Source organism: Stenotrophomonas sp. Ste96 (assembly GCF_024519495.1).
In the GTDB taxonomy this organism is placed as follows: Bacteria; Pseudomonadota; Gammaproteobacteria; order Xanthomonadales; family Xanthomonadaceae; genus Stenotrophomonas; species Stenotrophomonas bentonitica_A.
This window is the reverse complement of record NZ_JALJRX010000001.1, coordinates 872182-887387: the sequence shown is the minus strand read 5'-3', so window position 1 is coordinate 887387 and position 15206 is coordinate 872182. Positions and strand designations below refer to the sequence as shown.

Below are 15206 nucleotides of genomic sequence, written 5' to 3'. Positions count from 1 at the left end.
CCTTGTGCGGTCAGGGGGCGGGTGCTGCTGCACCGCCCTGGTTGGCGATCCAGCGGGCGATCTTGGCATCCAGGATATCCAGCGGCATCGAACCATCGCGCAGCACTTCCTCATGGAAGCGACGTGCATCGAAACGCGGCCCCAGTGCCGCCTTGGCCTTGTCGCGCAGCTCCATCATCTTCAGCTCGCCCAGGCCGTTGGCCAGGGTCTGCCCGGGCAGGGCCATGAAGCGCTCGACTTCGGCATTGGCATCGCTGGCACTCATGTCCGCGGTCTTGACCAGGTAGTCCACGGCCTGGCGCTTGCTCCAGCCCTGCGCGTGCACGCCGGTGTCGGCGGCCATGCGTGCGGCGCGGGTCAATGCGGCCTGGAGATAGCCGATGCGTTCGTACGGATCCTGATAGACGCCCAACTGCTCACCCAGCGACTCGGCGTACAGGCCCCAGCCTTCCACGAAGGCGATATCGCCGCCCAGGCGACGGAAGCGCGGCAGCTTGTCCAGCTCCTGCTGCAGGCCCAGCTGCACGTGGTGGCCGGGAATGCCTTCGTGCAGGAACTGCATCGGTGCGGCCCAGCGGCGGCGGCTCGGCAGATCGCCGGTGTTGATGTACAGCACGCCCGGGCGCATGCCGTCCGGCAGCGGCTGCTGGTAGCTCACCGCGCCGGCGGTGGCGGCACGCTCGGGCTCCACCGCGCGGATCTCCATCGGCGCCTTGGGCAGCGTGCCGAGCAGGGTCGGCAGGCGCGCATTGACCTGGCTCTGCAGCTGCTTGTAGCGGTTGATCAGTGCATCGGCGTTGGCGTACTGGAAATCGCGGTCGGTGCGCATCGTGCGCAGCAGCTTCTGTTGCGAGCCGCGGATCCGGTTGTCTTTCATGATCGTGGCGATCTGTGCCTGCAGCGAGGCCACGCGCTGTTCGGCCAGTGCGTGGATCTGCTCGGGCGTCAGCGTGGAGGCCGTGCTCTGCACGATGGTCTGCGCATACCAGGCCTTGCCGCCGGGCAGGCCGGCCAGGCCATCGGTGCTGCGCGCGGCGGGCAGGTACTCGGTGGCGATGAAGCCGCGCAGGGCGCGGTAGGACGGCATGATGCGCAACTCGATCATGCGCTTGTACTCGGCCGTGATGCGCGCCTTGTCAGCCTCGGGGAAATCCTCGGGCAGATTGCGCACCGGCGCCCAGAAGATGCTTTCCTCGGCGGTGGGCTTGATCACCGCATCCAGCTGCGGCAGCACTTTTTCCATCAGGTCGCGCGGCTGCACCACGCCGGCAGCCATGCCTTGGCGCATGTTGGCGATGGCCTGTTCGAACAGTGCGGGGATGCCCAGCGAACGGCGCGACCAGCCGTCGTAGTCCTGCACCGTGTTGAACGGCTGGGCGCCGGAGCCGGAGCCGAGAATGGCCATGATGCTGCCGAGGTTGTAGTACTGGCTCACCGGCAGCATCCAGCCCGGGAACTGTTCGGCCGCCAGCGACATGCGCGCATCGCGCACGAAGATTTCATAGCTCAGCAGGTCCTGGCCGGTCAGGCCATCCGGGCCGATCTTCTCGACCTTGCCCAGCCATTCCACGGTGAAATCATGCGACTGCTGGCGGTACGCAGCCGAGAGGATGTTGGGGAGTTGATCGTTGTGGCGGCTGTCGCCCTGGAAGGTGGCCTGCAGCGGGTTGAGCCGCATCGAGGCATCCCAGTACTCATCGTAGATCCGGTCCAGCTGCGCGGCCTTGCTCTGCTGGCGTACCAGCGGCTGGCGGGCAGGGGCGGCGGCCGGGCGTGCACGCGGCTTGGCCTTGGGCTTGGCGGCGGGCCGGGACTGGGCCGCGGCGGGCCGGGTGGCCTTTTTCTTGGCGGCTTCGGCCGGAGCGGCGGCACTGAAGGCCATCAGTACGGCGATGGCAAGCGCCAGGGCGCGGGCGGGGTGGGGCATCGGCTGTTTCCGTAAACGCACAGACGAGGGAGCTTGCCCGATTCGCCTGCGTACGGCCAGCATCGGCCCCCGGTCAGCTTTGTCATGTACGGCGCGCGGTCAGCTGCGGCAGCGCGAGGCTGCCGCCACGCTCAACGATCGCCGGCGCGGGTGAACGGCATGGTTTCCGGCGCGACCGCACCGCCGGAGATGATGAAGCTCATCGCCTGGTCCACGGTCCAGTCGGTCGGGGTCAGCAGCTCGACCGGCACGATTTCCAGATAGCCCGAGGTCGGATTGGGGGTGGTCGGCACGTACACCGCGGCCAGCTCGCGCCCACTGCCTTCTTCCTTCATCACCCGCGTGACCAGCCCGACCGACTTCATGTCCCGGTGCGGGAAATCGATCAGCACCACGCGCTGCGTGCTGCCCGGTTCGGTCTGCAGCATGTCCAGCAGTTTCTTGGCGCTGTCATAGATGATGCTGGCCAACGGGATGCGTTTGATCACCGCGCCGAACCAGCGCAGCAGGCGCTGGCCGATCACGCGGCGGCTGAGCACACCCACCGAGAGGATCACCAGCAACGTGGCGGCCAAGGCGATGATGTCCTGCATCCACTCGACCTTGATCCAGCCCAGGTAATGCGGGAAGGAGGCAGCGATCTGCTCGGACAACGGCACCACCAGCGGGCTGGAAATGCCCGAGAGCAGCACGAACACGAATTTGACCACCACCCAGGTCAGCCAGATCGGCAGCAGGGTCAGCAGGCCGGTCAGGAACAGGCGCTGCAGGGAGGGACGCGGAACGAGTTGGGGGGCTTCGGGCGACATCCGCGCATTGTAGCGGTGGCGATGCCCGGTTTACGCTGCCCGTCCCCGCAGGACGCGGGTACGGGGAGAATGCTGTGTTGAAGAATGGACTGAAATGGGTGGGCATCTCGATCCTGAGCCTGATGGTGGCGGTCGCGGTGGTCTGGGCGGCCTCGCGGTTCTGGCCGCTGCCGGTTGAGCAGCGCGAGGCGATGCGGCTGCTGCAGGCGCCCGTGCCCACGAACGGCGGCAACGGCTTCTCCGCGTTGTGGACCCTGCGCTACGACGGACTGGATGCCAACGCACGCGAAGCGGTGCTGGCGCAGGATGTGGAGCGTTGGCGCACCGGCACGCCCGGCCAGCGGCCGGTGGACTCCAGCGCGGAAGGACGCTACCTCGCTACGCCGCTGCCCGCGCTGGCGCGGTGTGGCCGACGGGGCATGGGCTGTCTTGCGGCGGTGCGCGCCGACCCGGAGCGTTTCGCCGCCGCGCATGCCGGTCATGATGCGCTTCACCAGCGCGTGGCCGCGATTGCCGGCCATGGGCACTTCGTCTCCCCGTTCATGCCGTTCGATACCGACCCGATGGTGCCGCTGCCGGTCTTCCACCCGATGCTCGACCCGGTATCGGCGCATGCGCTTGCCCACGTGCGTGGCGACAGTGGCGCCGCACTCGCTGGTGCGTGTGCGGACATCCTCAGTGGGCGCCGGATGACGGGGCAGGGCGATACGCTGATCACCAGCATGATCGGCGCGGCGGTGGTGGAGACCAACGCGCGGCTGCTGGCCGACATCCTGGTCGAACTGCCCGCCGATGCGACGCTGCCTGCGGCCTGTGAGGCCGCACTGACGCCCATGACGTCCGGCGAGCAGAGCCTGTGCACGGCGATGCGCGGTGAGTTCGCGCTGGCCGGGGCGGGGTTGCGCCTGGCCAGCGGAGACCCGAAGGGCAATCGCCTGCTGCTGGATGTGCCCCGTACCCAGGCGCGCATGGCGCCGCGCTACGCGTGGGCGTGCGCTGCCAGTGCCGAGCTGGTGGCAGCGCGCGATGCGCCCGCCCCGATTCCCGGGCCGGCGCAGGATCGCTTTGCGTGCATCGCCAATCCGCTGGGCTGCAGCCTGGCCAATCTTCCTGGGCCGGACATGCAGCAGTACGCGGGCCGTCCGCAGGACGCCGCCGCGATGCTGCGCCTGGTAGCAGCACAGCGCTGGCTGCGCCAGCAGCCTGGCGAGGCATCCGTGGCGCTTGAGAGGTTGCCGGAGGCGCTGCGTTCGCCCACCCGCACCCCGGTGCTCAGCGACGATGGCCTGTGGCTGCAGGTGGACCGGCGCGTGGTGAGGGACGAGGGCGGGCCGACCCTGCAGGTGCCGATGCAGGCGCCGGCACATTGAACCGCGCGCGGTGCGGCGGCGGTTCAGCCCCCCTCGGCGTCCGCCAGCGGTTCGAAGCTGCTGCCGTCGCCCACCGTCTCCAGGGTCCAGCGGCGCGGTGAGGTCAGCGTTTCCCAACGCACCGTTTCGCGGTCGGCGTCGGTGCTGCCCTCGGCGTGGCGCACCCGGCGGGTCGAGTAATTGATGCTCAGCTCTTCGGTCTGCCCGGAGTTGCGCATCAACGAACTGCGGTCGTAGCCGATCAGCGCGAAGGCGCCATCCTGCCAGCGGAAGGTGAAGCTGGCCGAGCCGGTGGACCAGCTGCCGGCATTGGAAAAGAAGAACAGGGTGGTGCGCAGGGTGCCGCGCACGATCGAGACGCCTGCGCCGTCCTCGAATACGTCGGAGAGGTTCGGCGCCTCATGGCGGGTGATCAGCGTGTGGTTCTGCGCGGCGAGCGCGTAGCCGTCCTGCGTGGCCCAGGCGATGGCAAGCAGGCGAGGATTGCTGTCCAGCGGGCTGATCCCTAAGCCATCGTGTTCGACGATGTTGCGCGGGTCCTGCTGGCGCAGCACCAGTACCAGGTCATCGCGCTTGTCACCGTTGAGGTCGCCGCTCAACTGCTGCTCGATACGCCAGCCGGCGGGCACGAAGCCGGCCGCGGAGGTGGCACTGGCCGGCAGCACCGGGTAGGCGACCGGCGGGATCCGAAGTTCCTGGCCAACGGCGGGCAGGGCGGTGAGCAGCAGGGTGATCAGAAGCGGCAGGCGCATGGTCGTCCGTGGGGTAGAGCCGGCGCGCGAGCATAGCAGCGCGCTGTCGTTCACCCCGCGCGCTGGCGCGCCCCGGGCTTGAGGCGCAGGTAGACCTGCTTGCGCACGCGCGCGATGACCTCGCCCTGGGCATCGACGATGTCATTGCTGAACCAGTGCAGGTATTTCCCGCCGTCGGCGGTGGCTGCGCGCAACTGGTCCAGCAATGGCTCGTCCAGACGGAACTCGGCCGCCACCGTGCCGCGGCCCGGCTTGAGGAATTCGATCTCGCCGGCGCGGTCCCAGACGTAGTAATCGCGCCCCAGGTTCTACATCACGGTGAGCATCCAGAACGGATCGGTCATCGCGAACAGGCTGCCACCGAAGTGGGTGCCGACGTAGTTGCGGTTCCACGGGCGCATGCGCAGCTCGACGCGCACATGGCGGTAGTCCGGGCTGACATCGGTCACGTGGATGCCGGTGAACAGGAACGGCGGCCACAGGTTGATGCCGTGGCGGAAGACAGCGGCCTTCATTCGGATCACGTCACGCTGGGGAGGTGACCGGAGTCTACCATTCGCTTGCGTATGGTGCTTGACGGGGGGCTCAGCCCGGGCCGCCGTCATCGGCCGCATAGCCGTTCCGCCCGGCCGCCTTGGCCTGGTACAGCGCCGCATCGGCTCCTTCGAAGAAGTGACGCGGTTCGGTGCTCGGCGTCGGCACCCGGGTGAACACGCCGGCGCTCAGGGTGATATGGGTGGTCGCACCGCGGCCGGCCGGAATCTCCAGCCCCTGCGCCCGTGCGACCAGGTCCTGCACCACCTGCGCCGCACCTTCCGGCGTCGTGTCGGGCAGGATCAACGCGAACTCGTCGCCGCCGAAGCGCGCGGCCATGTCGCGCGGGCGGCGCGCGTGCGCACGGATCTCCTGGGCGATCCGTCGCAGCACGGTGTCACCGGCCTGGTGGCCGAACTCGTCGTTGTGGCGCTTGAAGTGATCCACATCGATCAGCACCAGGCTCAGCGGCCGCCCGCTGCGCCGACCGGCGTCGTGCTCGGCCTGCAGGGTCTGCTCGAAGCGCAGCCGGTTGCCCAGCCCGGTGAGCGCATCGCTGTTGGCCTGGCGACGCCAGGCGCTGACCCGCCACAGCGTCCAGGCCAGCAGCACGGCCAGCATGCCGGTCAGGGCCGCAGCCGGTGCGAACCACAGGTTGCCCGCACGCAGCAGCACGAAGCTGAGCAGCAGCGTCAGCGGGAGGGCGAGCACGCCGGTGAGCCATGCCCGCGGCAGCGTCAACAACAGGCAGCACAGCGCGACCAGCACCCCGGTGAGGGCGCTCTGCCATGCCGACGGCAGCGGGTTGATGACCTTGTCGGCCAGCAGCATCGAAGCGACGTTGGCCTGGTACTCGCTGCCACTCATCCAGCGCTCGCGGGTGGTGGGCGTCAGCAAGCGCGGCGCGATCCCGCTGGCGGTCGTTCCGACCAGCACCCGGCGCCCGCGCAGCAAGGCCGGATCAACCTCGCCGTTGAGTACGTCGGCATAGGAAACCTGCGGGAAGCGCTCGGGCGGGCCGGCGTAGCGCACGCGCACATAGTGGTCGCGCCGCCATTGATAGGGCGAGGCCAGATCGGGCTGGGGGTCATGCAGGCCCGGCAGCGGGCCGCGCGTGTCGGCCAGCGCCAGCCCCAGTGCCGGCCAGTGCGGTGAGCCGATCCCGGCGGTGAGGTACAGGCCACGGGCCACGCCATCGCCGTCGACTTCGATATCGCTGTGCCCCAGGCTGGCCGCGTTGGCGGCGATCAGCGGGATCGGCAGCAGTTCCTCGGCCATGCGCGGGCCACTGGCCGGGGCCGCCAGTACCGGCAGCACCACGTGCCCGTTGCGGCGGATCGCCGCGGCCAGTTCGGCATCCTGGGAGCTGTCCTGCCGATCCGGCTCGGACAGCATCAGGTCCAGCACCACGCGCTCGGCGCGGGCGTCGGTGAGCCGGTCCAGCAGGCGCGCGTGGGTGCCGCGCGGCCACGGCCACTGGCCCAGCTGCTGCAGGCTGTTGTCGTCGATCGCCACGATCAGCAGGCGGGCGTCGGGGGTGTACTCCCACCCGCCGACGTAGGCGTCGTAGACCGCCTCGTCCTGCTTCCAGAACCATTGCCAGTGACTGGCCGCGACCGCCAGCGCACCGACCAGCGCGGCCAGCAGGAGGCGGTGGGGCCAGGGCAGATGCAGCGGCGTCACAGCAGCAGCCACAACAGCAGCGCACTGCCCCCGGTGGCGTAGCAGGTGCGGCACGGCAGGGCGATCTGCTGTGCCGGCGAGAACGGCCCCGCGTAACCGTCGTCGTCGATGTACTGCACGCGCACATGCAGGGTGCCGCGCCAGGGGCGCTTGATCGACACCTCCGGCTGGTCCAGTTCGCGATCCAGCAGCGGCGCACTGAAATCGCCGCGGCGGTCCAGCTGCACGCGATAGCGCTGGCCCGGTTCGCCCGCCTGCCAGCGCAGGGTCAGCTGGCCCTGGGCGGCTTCCGGTGGTTGCAGCGCCGGGTCGACCGGCTCGTCGGTGATGGTCAGCGGCAGCGGCTGGCCGAAGCGGCCGCGGTCGCCGTTGCGATCCACCGACGCCACGCGCCAGACATAGTCCCCCGGGGCCAGATCCAGGATGGGACGCAGGTGGGTGGCGCGGGTGTCCTGTTCAAGCAGAAGAGTGAGGAACTGCGGATCGCGGGCGATCTGCAGCACCGTGCGCTCGGCCTCGGCCACCCGGGTCCACTCGAAGCGCGGGCGCGCGCTGTTGAGGGTCTGCCCATGCAGTGGGCGCACGGTCAGCGGCGGGACCGGCTGATCGCGCACCAGGAAGTCCTGCCTGGCGTCCAGGCCTTCGACCTGCGCTGCGCTGACCGCCCGTACCAGCAGGCGCAGCTCGCCTGGCGGCAGGTCGGGCAGGGTGAGCGTTGTGGCAGCGGTATCGCGCCCGAACAGCAGCACGTCGGGTTGATCGGCGCGGACCACCTCGACCCGGTATCCGGCAGCATCGCTGACCGGCTGCCAGGCCACGGCAGCCGGCAGGGTGGCGAGCCGCTGCGGCTGGGTCGCCATCATGGGTGCGGGCAGCAACGCCTCCAGGCCGGCCGGGCGCGTGTCCAGCGAGGGGCTGCGGGTGGCCTGGCCGCGGCTGACCAGGCGCTGGCCACGGCGGTTGCCGACCTGCACCCGGCCTTCCAGCACTTCGGTCGCCGCGCCGCGGCCGTCCTGGCCGGCGCTGACCCGGAACACGGTGCCGCGCACGCTGCTGGTCGCGGTCGGTGCATCGATGATGTAGCGCGAGGCCGGTCCCTTGGCAGGGGTCACCCGGTTGCTGGCGCGGCCCTGTTCCAGCCGCAGGCGGGTATCGACCATGCCGGTGTGCCCGTAGCGCGAGAGCTGGTCGAAGCGCAGGCGCGAGCGCTCGCGCAGCTGAAGACGCGAATCATCGGCGAACACCACGGTGACGCTGGCGTCCTCGCCGGTGACCAGCTCCTGGCCGATCCGCAGCAGATCGCCTTCGATCACATCGCGACGGGGCTGGCCGTCGGCCTGGCTCTGCACCGGGCCGCGCACGGCGAGCGCGCGTGCCGGCGCGGGCTGCACCTGCAGCCAGGCCACCGGGAAGCGCAGCTGGCTGCCGGGGGGCAGGCGGTAGGGATCGGCGATGCCGTTATGCGACTGCAGCTGTTCCCAGGCGATGGACGGCTTGAGGTAGCGGGCACTCAGGTCCCAGATCGTGTCGCCGGGACGCACCCGGTAGGTCCAGTCCTGTGCCAGCAGCGGCGCGGCGGATATCAGCAACGCCACCAGCACCACAAGGCGGGCAGCCAAAGCGAAACGAGGCAATCGGGTCAATCTCACGGTCATTCACGGCCCTGCAAGGCGGGGCGCAGCCAGGTAGGCCGCCATGGCCCAGACCTCATCCTCCCCGATGGATCGCAGCCTCCAGTGGGCCGCGGCGGCATTATTGCCCGGGAGCCGTGCAGGGTTTCTGAACGTGATTCACGTCACACATCAAAGCTGCCAGTTGGGATAGGCAGGTTCGACTGGCCAGCGCCCCGAGAGGCGCTGGCCGCCGGCGATCAGAACAGCAGCGACGCCATGCGGCGGCGGTACTGGCCGACCAGATCTTCATCCTCGATCACCTTGAAGGCATCGATCAGCAGTTTGCGCGGACGCCCGTCGTCATAGGTGCGATCCCGGCGCAGCATGTCCAGGAACTGCTCCAGCGCAGCGGCGTCCTGGCCGGACAGCAGCAGCTGCACGCCGCGCAGGTGGCGGGCCTGCAGGTCGTCGCCGTTGGCCGCAATGCGCGCGTCGAGCACCTCCGCGGCCGGAGCCTCCTGCAGCGCACTGGCGAACTCCAGGCGGGCACGGGCGCGCACGGCGCGGTCATCGGTGGACAGATTGGCCGGCAGCGCATCGATCAGCGCGGTGGCCTCGGCGGTGGCGCCGGTCTGCAGCAGGGCCAGGGCGAGGTCGAGCTTGAGTTCTTCCTTGTCCGGCTCGGCGGCGATCGCCGCGCGCAGCACGTCGACCTGGGCCTGCGGATCCAGCGGGGGCGCCTCGACGGCTTCTTCCTCGTCCGGGGCCGCCTCCAGCGGGACCACGCCATGCTGGGTCAGGAACTCGCGCAGTTGACCCTCCGGCACCGCACCGGGGAAGCCGTCCACGATCTGCCCGCCCTTGACCAGGAACACGGTGGGCACCGAACGGATCTGGAACGCGGCCGCGATCTGCTGTTCCTTGTCGACATCGACCTTGGCCAGCTCGAAGGCACCGTGGTATTCGCCCGCCAGCTTTTCCAGCATCGGGCCCAGGGTCTTGCAGGGGCCGCACCAGGTGGCCCAGAAATCGACCAGCACGGGGGTCTGCAGGGACTTCTGCAGGACCTCGGTCTCGAAGGTCTCGGTGGTGGCGTCAAAGACTTGGGGCAGATCGCTCATGGTTTCAAATCAACCGGGAAACTGGAGATCAAGTGTATGGTGCCGGCCGCGGCCGGACGCAACCCCGGCCGGGGATCGGCGTGGAAGCGGCGACAATACGGGCCTTGTAACGCAGCCGGGTGAGCAACATGCAGGGAATCCAACGTTGGGAAGGGGCGCTCGGCATTGCCGCCGCCGTGTTGTTCGTGGGCGCGGTGCTGGGCTTCGGCGCGGCGCTGCCGCTGTTCGATCCGATCGGCCACCCGGTGGCGCTGCTGGGCGCGATGGGCGTGCCGCATGCGCTGGCCTTCAATATCGTCGGGTTCGCGTTGCCCGGCCTGCTGGCCAGCCTGGTGGCGCTGCGCCTGCTGCTGCGGGTGCCGCGCACGGCGCCGTGGTCGATGCGCGTTGGCGCCCAGCTGCTGATGCTGGCCGGGGTCGGCTTCACCGCGATGGGCGTGCTGCCGCTGGATACCAGCGACCTGGACAACCCGGCCAGCCAATACCACGCCAGCGCGTGGATGGTCTGGGTGCTGGCCTTCGTGCCCGGGGCGGTGATGTCCGGGATCGGCGCGCTGCGGCTGCCGGCGTGGCGCGCCGTGGGCGCGCTGCACCTGGCCTGCGGGCTGGGCGTGCTGCTGGCGGCGTTCGCCCTGCAGGCCCTGCTGCCGGCACCGCTGGCCCAGCGCGTGGCCTTCGGTGCGTGGCTGGTCTGGCTGGTGGCGGTACTGCCGCTGGCCCCGGGCGCGCGCCGTGCCTGAGCGCGGTTCACCTGCCGCTGCGCCCCGGCACCGCGCCGGGGCCAGGGCAGGGCGATGACGTATTCGGCCAATCCCCAGTCAATTCAATGAGATGACGGGTTTGGGCGCTGCGGTGGGCCACCTCGATTGGAGCCCTATGCCGCACTGCGGTACCCTGTGCCGCTTTGCCGCCGCACTAGCGTTTTTATGACCAGCGTCGAACCCAACGTTTACGATCCGCAGCAGGTTGAATCCGCCGCCCAGCAGTACTGGGATGCCACCCGTGCCTTCGAGGTCACCGAGACCTCGGACAAGCCGAAGTTCTACTGCCTCTCGATGCTGCCGTATCCGTCCGGTGCGCTGCACATGGGCCACGTGCGCAATTACACGATCGGTGACGTGATCAGCCGCTACAAGCGGATGACCGGCCACAACGTGCTGCAGCCGATGGGCTGGGATGCGTTCGGTCTGCCGGCCGAGAATGCGGCGATCAAGAACAAGACCGCGCCGGCCAAGTGGACCTACGCCAACATCGAGCACATGCGTGGCCAGTTCAAGGCCATGGGCTATGCGATCGACTGGTCGCGCGAGTTCGCCACCTGCACGCCCGAGTACTACGTGCACGAGCAGCGCATGTTCACCCGCCTGATGCGCAAGGGCCTGGCCTACCGCCGCAACGCGGTGGTGAACTGGGACCCGATCGATCAGACCGTGCTGGCCAACGAGCAGGTCATCGACGGCCGCGGCTGGCGTTCCGGCGCGTTGGTGGAAAAGCGCGAGATCCCGCAGTGGTTCCTGCGCATCACCGATTACGCCCAGGAACTGCTGGACGGCCTGGATGAACTGCCGGGCTGGCCCGACTCGGTCAAGACCATGCAGCGCAACTGGATCGGCCGCTCGGAAGGGCTGGAGATCCAGTTCGACGTGCGCGATGCCGATGGCAGCACGCTGGACCCGCTGCGCGTGTTCACCACCCGTCCGGACACCGTGATGGGCGTGACCTTCGTGTCCATCGCCGGTGAGCATCCGCTGGCCCAGCACGCGGCCAAGTCCAACCCGGCGCTCGCGGCGCTGCTGGCCGAGATGAAGCAGGGCGGCGTCTCCGAAGCCGAACTGGAAACCCAGGAAAAGCGCGGCATGGATACCGGCCTGCGCGCCATCCATCCGGTCACCGGCGCCCAGGTGCCGGTGTGGGTCGCCAACTTCGTGCTGATGGGCTACGGCACCGGCGCGGTGATGGCCGTTCCGGGCCATGACCAGCGCGATAACGAATTCGCCAACAAGTACGGCCTGCCGATCCGCCAGGTCATCGCGTTGAAGTCGCTGCGCAAGGAAGAAAGCGCTTACGACGCCACGCGCTGGCAGGACTGGTATGGCGACAAGACCCGCGACACCGAACTGGTCAACTCCGAAGAGTTCGACGGGCTGGATTTCCAGGGCGCCTTCGAAGCACTGGCCGAGCGCTTCGAGCGCAAGGCCCAGGGCCAGCGCCGCGTGAACTACCGCCTGCGCGACTGGGGCGTCAGCCGCCAGCGCTACTGGGGCTGCCCTATCCCGGTGATCTACTGCCCGAAGTGCGGCGCCTTGCCGGTGCCGGAAGAGCAGCTGCCCGTGGTCCTGCCGGAGAACGTCAATTTCGTCGGCACCGGTTCGCCGATCAAGGCCGATCCGGAATGGCGCAAGACCACCTGCCCGGACTGCGGCGGCGCGGCCGAGCGCGAGACCGACACCTTCGATACCTTCATGGAGTCGAGCTGGTACTACGCGCGCTACACCTCCCCGGGTGCCCGCGACGCAGTGGACAAGCGCGGCAACTACTGGCTGCCGGTGGACCAGTACATCGGCGGCATCGAGCACGCGATCCTGCACCTGATGTACTTCCGCTTCTTCCACAAACTGCTGCGTGATGCGCGCATGGTGGACAGCAACGAACCGGCGCAGAACCTGCTGTGCCAGGGCATGGTGATCGCCGAGACCTACTACCGCCAGAACCCGGACGGCTCCAAGGACTGGATCAACCCGGCCGACGTGGATGTGCAGCGCGACGAGCGCGGCCGCATCGTCGGCGCGACCCTGATCGCCGACGGCCAGCCGGTGGTGATCGGTGGCACCGAGAAGATGTCCAAGTCCAAGAACAACGGCGTGGACCCGCAGGTGATGGTGGGCAAGTACGGTGCCGACACCGTGCGCCTGTTCTCGATGTTCGCCGCGCCGCCGGAACAGTCGCTGGAGTGGAACGAAGCCGGCGTGGACGGCATGGCCCGCTTCCTGCGCCGTTTGTGGGCGCAGGTGCAGAAGCACGCCGCCGACGGTGCCGCCCCGGCGCTGGACGTGGCCGCGCTCAACGCCGAGCAGAAGGCGCTGCGCCGCAAGACCCACGAAACCATCGGCAAGGTCGGCGACGACTACGGCCGCCGCCACAGCTTCAACACCGCCATCGCCGCGGTGATGGAACTGATGAACGCGCTGGCCAAGTTCGATGACGTCAGCGAGCAGGGCCGTGCGGTCCGCCAGGAAGCGCTGCGCGCCACCGTGCTGCTGCTCAACCCGATCACCCCGCATGCCAGCCATGCGCTGTGGCAGGTGCTGGGCCACGCTGAGGAACTGCTGGAAGACCAGGCATTCCCGCAGGCCGATCCGGCCGCGCTGGTGCGCGATGCGGTGACGCTGGCCGTGCAGGTCAACGGCAAGCTGCGCGGCACCATCGAGGTCGCTGCCGATGCCCCGCGTGATCAGATCGAAGCGCTGGGCCTGGCCGAGCCGAACGCGGCCAAGTTCCTGGAAGGTCTGACCGTGCGCAAGATCATCATCGTGCCGGGCAAGATCGTGAACATCGTGGCCGCTGCGCAGGGCTGATGCTGTCGTGCCACCGGGTGCCTGCGCGCCCGGTGGCACGGATCTCCAGGGGCAGGGTCCGGACGCGCCATGCAGGCCGCCCGGTATCAAGTCCTGTTCACGCGGCATCCGGCACGATCACTGCTTGTTGCCGCGACCGCCCGGCTCCTACAGACTGTGTCCATGACCCGATTCCTGCTTGCCCTTGTCCTGACCGCAACCCTCGCCGGCTGCGGCTTCCATCTGCGCAACAAGCTGATGCTGCCAGCCGATACGGCGGCGGTGCAGGTGGTGTCCACCGCGCCCTACAGCGAACTGGTCAAGCTGCTGCGTCGTGGCCTGCAGGCCTCGGGCGCGCAGATTGCCGACAGCGACAGCACCGAACCGGCCGCGCAGCTCCAGGTGCTGTCCGAGCGTTGGGGCGATCTGCCGATCGCGATCGATGCCCAGGGCCGTGCCCAGGAATACAGCCTGCGCTACGCGGTGATCTTCATCTTCCGCCGCGAAGACGGCAGCGAACTGGTGCCGCAGCAGGTGATCGAGCTCTCGCGCGATTACGTGTCGCCGCCGACCGACGCCACCGGTACCACCACCGAGCGCGAGATCCTCGCCGACGAACTGCGTCGTGAAATGTCAGCCTCGATCATGCGCCGCATCGACAGCGTGGTCCGTGCCGAGCTGGAGCACGGCCGTGCCCCGGCCAAGCCCGGCACGACGCCGGCCACCACCCCGGCCACGCCGGCGGTGCCGGCCGACGTGCCGCAGGGGCGCTGAGCCCGCTCCGCCCGCGGATCGGCCTGCCCGGATGGAACTTCGTCCCGAACAGCTTGCCAGCCAACCGGCCAGCCAGCCGCTGGCTCCGGTGTATCTGATCGCCGGGCCGGAAACACTGCGCGTGCTGGAAGCGGCCGACGCCGTGCGTGCACGGGCACGCGCCGACGGCGTCAACGAACGCGAAGTGTTCGATGCCGATGGCCGTGACTTCGACTGGAACCAGCTCGACGCCAGCTTCAACGCCCCCAGCCTGTTCAGTGCCCGGCGCCTGATGGAACTGCGGCTGCCCAGCGGCAAGCCGGGCAAGGAAGGCGCTGAAGTGATCAGCCAGTTCTGTGCCAACCCGGCGCCGGACGTGATCCTGCTGATCACCTGCAACGAATGGAGCAAGGCCCACCAGACCAAGTGGGCCGATGCGGTGGGCCGTGCCGGGGTGATCTCGGTGGCGTGGGCGATCAAGCCGCACGAACTCACTGAGTGGATCGAGCGCCGCCTGCGTGGCAAGGGCCTGCGCGCGGATCCGCAGGCCGTGCAGCGCCTGGCCGAGCGGGTGGAGGGCAATCTGCTGGCCGCCGCCCAGGAAATCGACAAGCTGGCCTTGCTGGCCGACGGCCAGACGCTGGACGTGGACACGATGGAGTCGCTGGTGGCCGATGCCGCCCGCTACGACGTGTTCCGGCTGGTGGAAGCGACCTTCTCCGGCCAGCCTGCCGCGGTGCTGCGCATGATCGCCGGGCTGCGTGCCGAAGGCGAAGCCGTGGCGGCCCTGACCCCGATCGTGATCCGCGAGCTGCTTTCCACCGCCGGTCTGGCGCGGGTGCAGGCGCGCGGTGGCAACCTGGCCGCGGAAATGAAGAGCCGCGGCATCTGGGAATCGCGGCAGGCGCCGTTCAAGCGCGCCCTGCAGCGCCATCCCGAGGTCAAGCGCTGGGAGCGCTTCGTGGCCGAGGCCGGGCTGGTGGACCGCATCGCCAAGGGGCGCGCCGATGGCGATGCCTGGCTGGCGCTGGAGCGGCTGTTGATCGCCGTGTCCGAAGCCCGTGCCGTGCGCCTGCTCGCCCGGGCCTGA

11 protein-coding genes and 1 pseudogene are annotated in these 15206 nt (G+C 69.2%); 5 read left to right on the top strand and 7 right to left on the bottom strand.

The genetic code is table 11. From position 1 onward, the window contains the following. Positions 1 to 10: 10 nt before the first annotated feature. Both OC373_RS04140 and OC373_RS04135 read right to left on the bottom strand, forming a co-directional pair. A complete protein-coding gene (locus OC373_RS04140) occupies positions 11 to 1927 on the bottom strand; it encodes a DUF885 family protein (protein ID WP_261997121.1) in 1917 nt (638 codons plus the stop codon). A gap of 131 nt (positions 1928 to 2058) precedes the next feature. Continuing rightward, positions 2059 to 2736 (bottom strand): DUF502 domain-containing protein, encoded by a 678-nt coding sequence (locus OC373_RS04135; protein WP_070425632.1) that lies wholly within the window; start codon positions 2734 to 2736, stop codon positions 2059 to 2061. A 74-nt stretch (positions 2737 to 2810) separates the two neighbouring features. Between OC373_RS04135 and OC373_RS04130 the strand changes: the two genes are divergently transcribed. Then, positions 2811 to 4106: a hypothetical protein gene (locus OC373_RS04130; RefSeq protein ID WP_261997120.1), complete on the top strand. Its 1296-nt coding sequence runs from the start codon at positions 2811 to 2813 to the stop codon at positions 4104 to 4106. Between the two features lie 23 nt (positions 4107 to 4129). On the opposite strand, the gene OC373_RS04125 is transcribed toward OC373_RS04130, so the two are convergent. The 5 genes and pseudogenes from OC373_RS04125 to trxA all read right to left on the bottom strand — a co-directional run bounded on the left by OC373_RS04125 (position 4130) and on the right by trxA (position 9809). Then, positions 4130 to 4858: a hypothetical protein gene (locus tag OC373_RS04125; RefSeq protein ID WP_070425631.1), complete on the bottom strand. Its 729-nt coding sequence runs from the start codon at positions 4856 to 4858 to the stop codon at positions 4130 to 4132. Positions 4859 to 4908: 50 nt separating this feature from the next. Beyond that, positions 4909 to 5373: pseudogene (locus OC373_RS04120) on the bottom strand (DUF4442 domain-containing protein). Between the two features lie 70 nt (positions 5374 to 5443). Further along, complete coding sequence (locus OC373_RS04115) at positions 5444 to 7075, bottom strand: CHASE2 domain-containing protein (protein ID WP_070425630.1); 1632 nt, start codon at positions 7073 to 7075, stop codon at positions 5444 to 5446. Beyond that, positions 7072 to 8730, bottom strand: a complete 1659-nt coding sequence (locus OC373_RS04110; protein WP_315985448.1) for a FecR domain-containing protein — start codon at positions 8728 to 8730, stop codon at positions 7072 to 7074. The genes OC373_RS04115 and OC373_RS04110 overlap by 4 nt, the downstream gene beginning before the upstream one ends. Positions 8731 to 8945: 215 nt before the next feature. Beyond that, complete coding sequence (gene trxA / locus OC373_RS04105; protein WP_070425628.1) at positions 8946 to 9809, bottom strand: thioredoxin; 864 nt, start codon at positions 9807 to 9809, stop codon at positions 8946 to 8948. 128 nt (positions 9810 to 9937) lie between these two features. Here trxA and OC373_RS04100 point away from each other — a divergent pair, with 128 nt between their 5' ends. From OC373_RS04100 to holA, 4 genes are all read left to right on the top strand, one after another. Further along, positions 9938 to 10549 (top strand): DUF998 domain-containing protein, encoded by a 612-nt coding sequence (locus tag OC373_RS04100; RefSeq protein WP_046273321.1) that lies wholly within the window; start codon positions 9938 to 9940, stop codon positions 10547 to 10549. Between the two features lie 186 nt (positions 10550 to 10735). After that, positions 10736 to 13384, top strand: coding sequence for a leucine--tRNA ligase (gene leuS, locus OC373_RS04095; protein ID WP_019183388.1), 2649 nt, complete (start codon positions 10736 to 10738; stop codon positions 13382 to 13384). A gap of 162 nt (positions 13385 to 13546) precedes the next feature. Next, positions 13547 to 14137 (top strand): LPS assembly lipoprotein LptE, encoded by a 591-nt coding sequence (gene lptE, locus OC373_RS04090; protein ID WP_070425627.1) that lies wholly within the window; start codon positions 13547 to 13549, stop codon positions 14135 to 14137. A gap of 31 nt (positions 14138 to 14168) precedes the next feature. After that, a complete protein-coding gene (holA, locus tag OC373_RS04085; RefSeq protein ID WP_070425626.1) occupies positions 14169 to 15206 on the top strand; it encodes a DNA polymerase III subunit delta in 1038 nt (345 codons plus the stop codon).

What these genes read in the sequence shown, in the direction of transcription:
- OC373_RS04110 (WP_315985448.1), bottom strand. Translation starts at nt 8,730, where the DNA reads ATGACCGTGAGATTGACCCGATTGCCTCGTTTCGCTTTGGCTGCCCGC.
- leuS (WP_019183388.1), top strand. Translation starts at nt 10,736, where the DNA reads ATGACCAGCGTCGAACCCAACGTTTACGATCCGCAGCAGGTTGAATCC.
- OC373_RS04135 (WP_070425632.1), bottom strand. Translation starts at nt 2,736, where the DNA reads ATGTCGCCCGAAGCCCCCCAACTCGTTCCGCGTCCCTCCCTGCAGCGC.
- trxA (WP_070425628.1), bottom strand. Translation starts at nt 9,809, where the DNA reads ATGAGCGATCTGCCCCAAGTCTTTGACGCCACCACCGAGACCTTCGAG.
- OC373_RS04100 (WP_046273321.1), top strand. Translation starts at nt 9,938, where the DNA reads ATGCAGGGAATCCAACGTTGGGAAGGGGCGCTCGGCATTGCCGCCGCC.
- lptE (WP_070425627.1), top strand. Translation starts at nt 13,547, where the DNA reads ATGACCCGATTCCTGCTTGCCCTTGTCCTGACCGCAACCCTCGCCGGC.
- holA (WP_070425626.1), top strand. Translation starts at nt 14,169, where the DNA reads ATGGAACTTCGTCCCGAACAGCTTGCCAGCCAACCGGCCAGCCAGCCG.
- OC373_RS04140 (WP_261997121.1), bottom strand. Translation starts at nt 1,927, where the DNA reads ATGCCCCACCCCGCCCGCGCCCTGGCGCTTGCCATCGCCGTACTGATG.
- OC373_RS04125 (WP_070425631.1), bottom strand. Translation starts at nt 4,858, where the DNA reads ATGCGCCTGCCGCTTCTGATCACCCTGCTGCTCACCGCCCTGCCCGCC.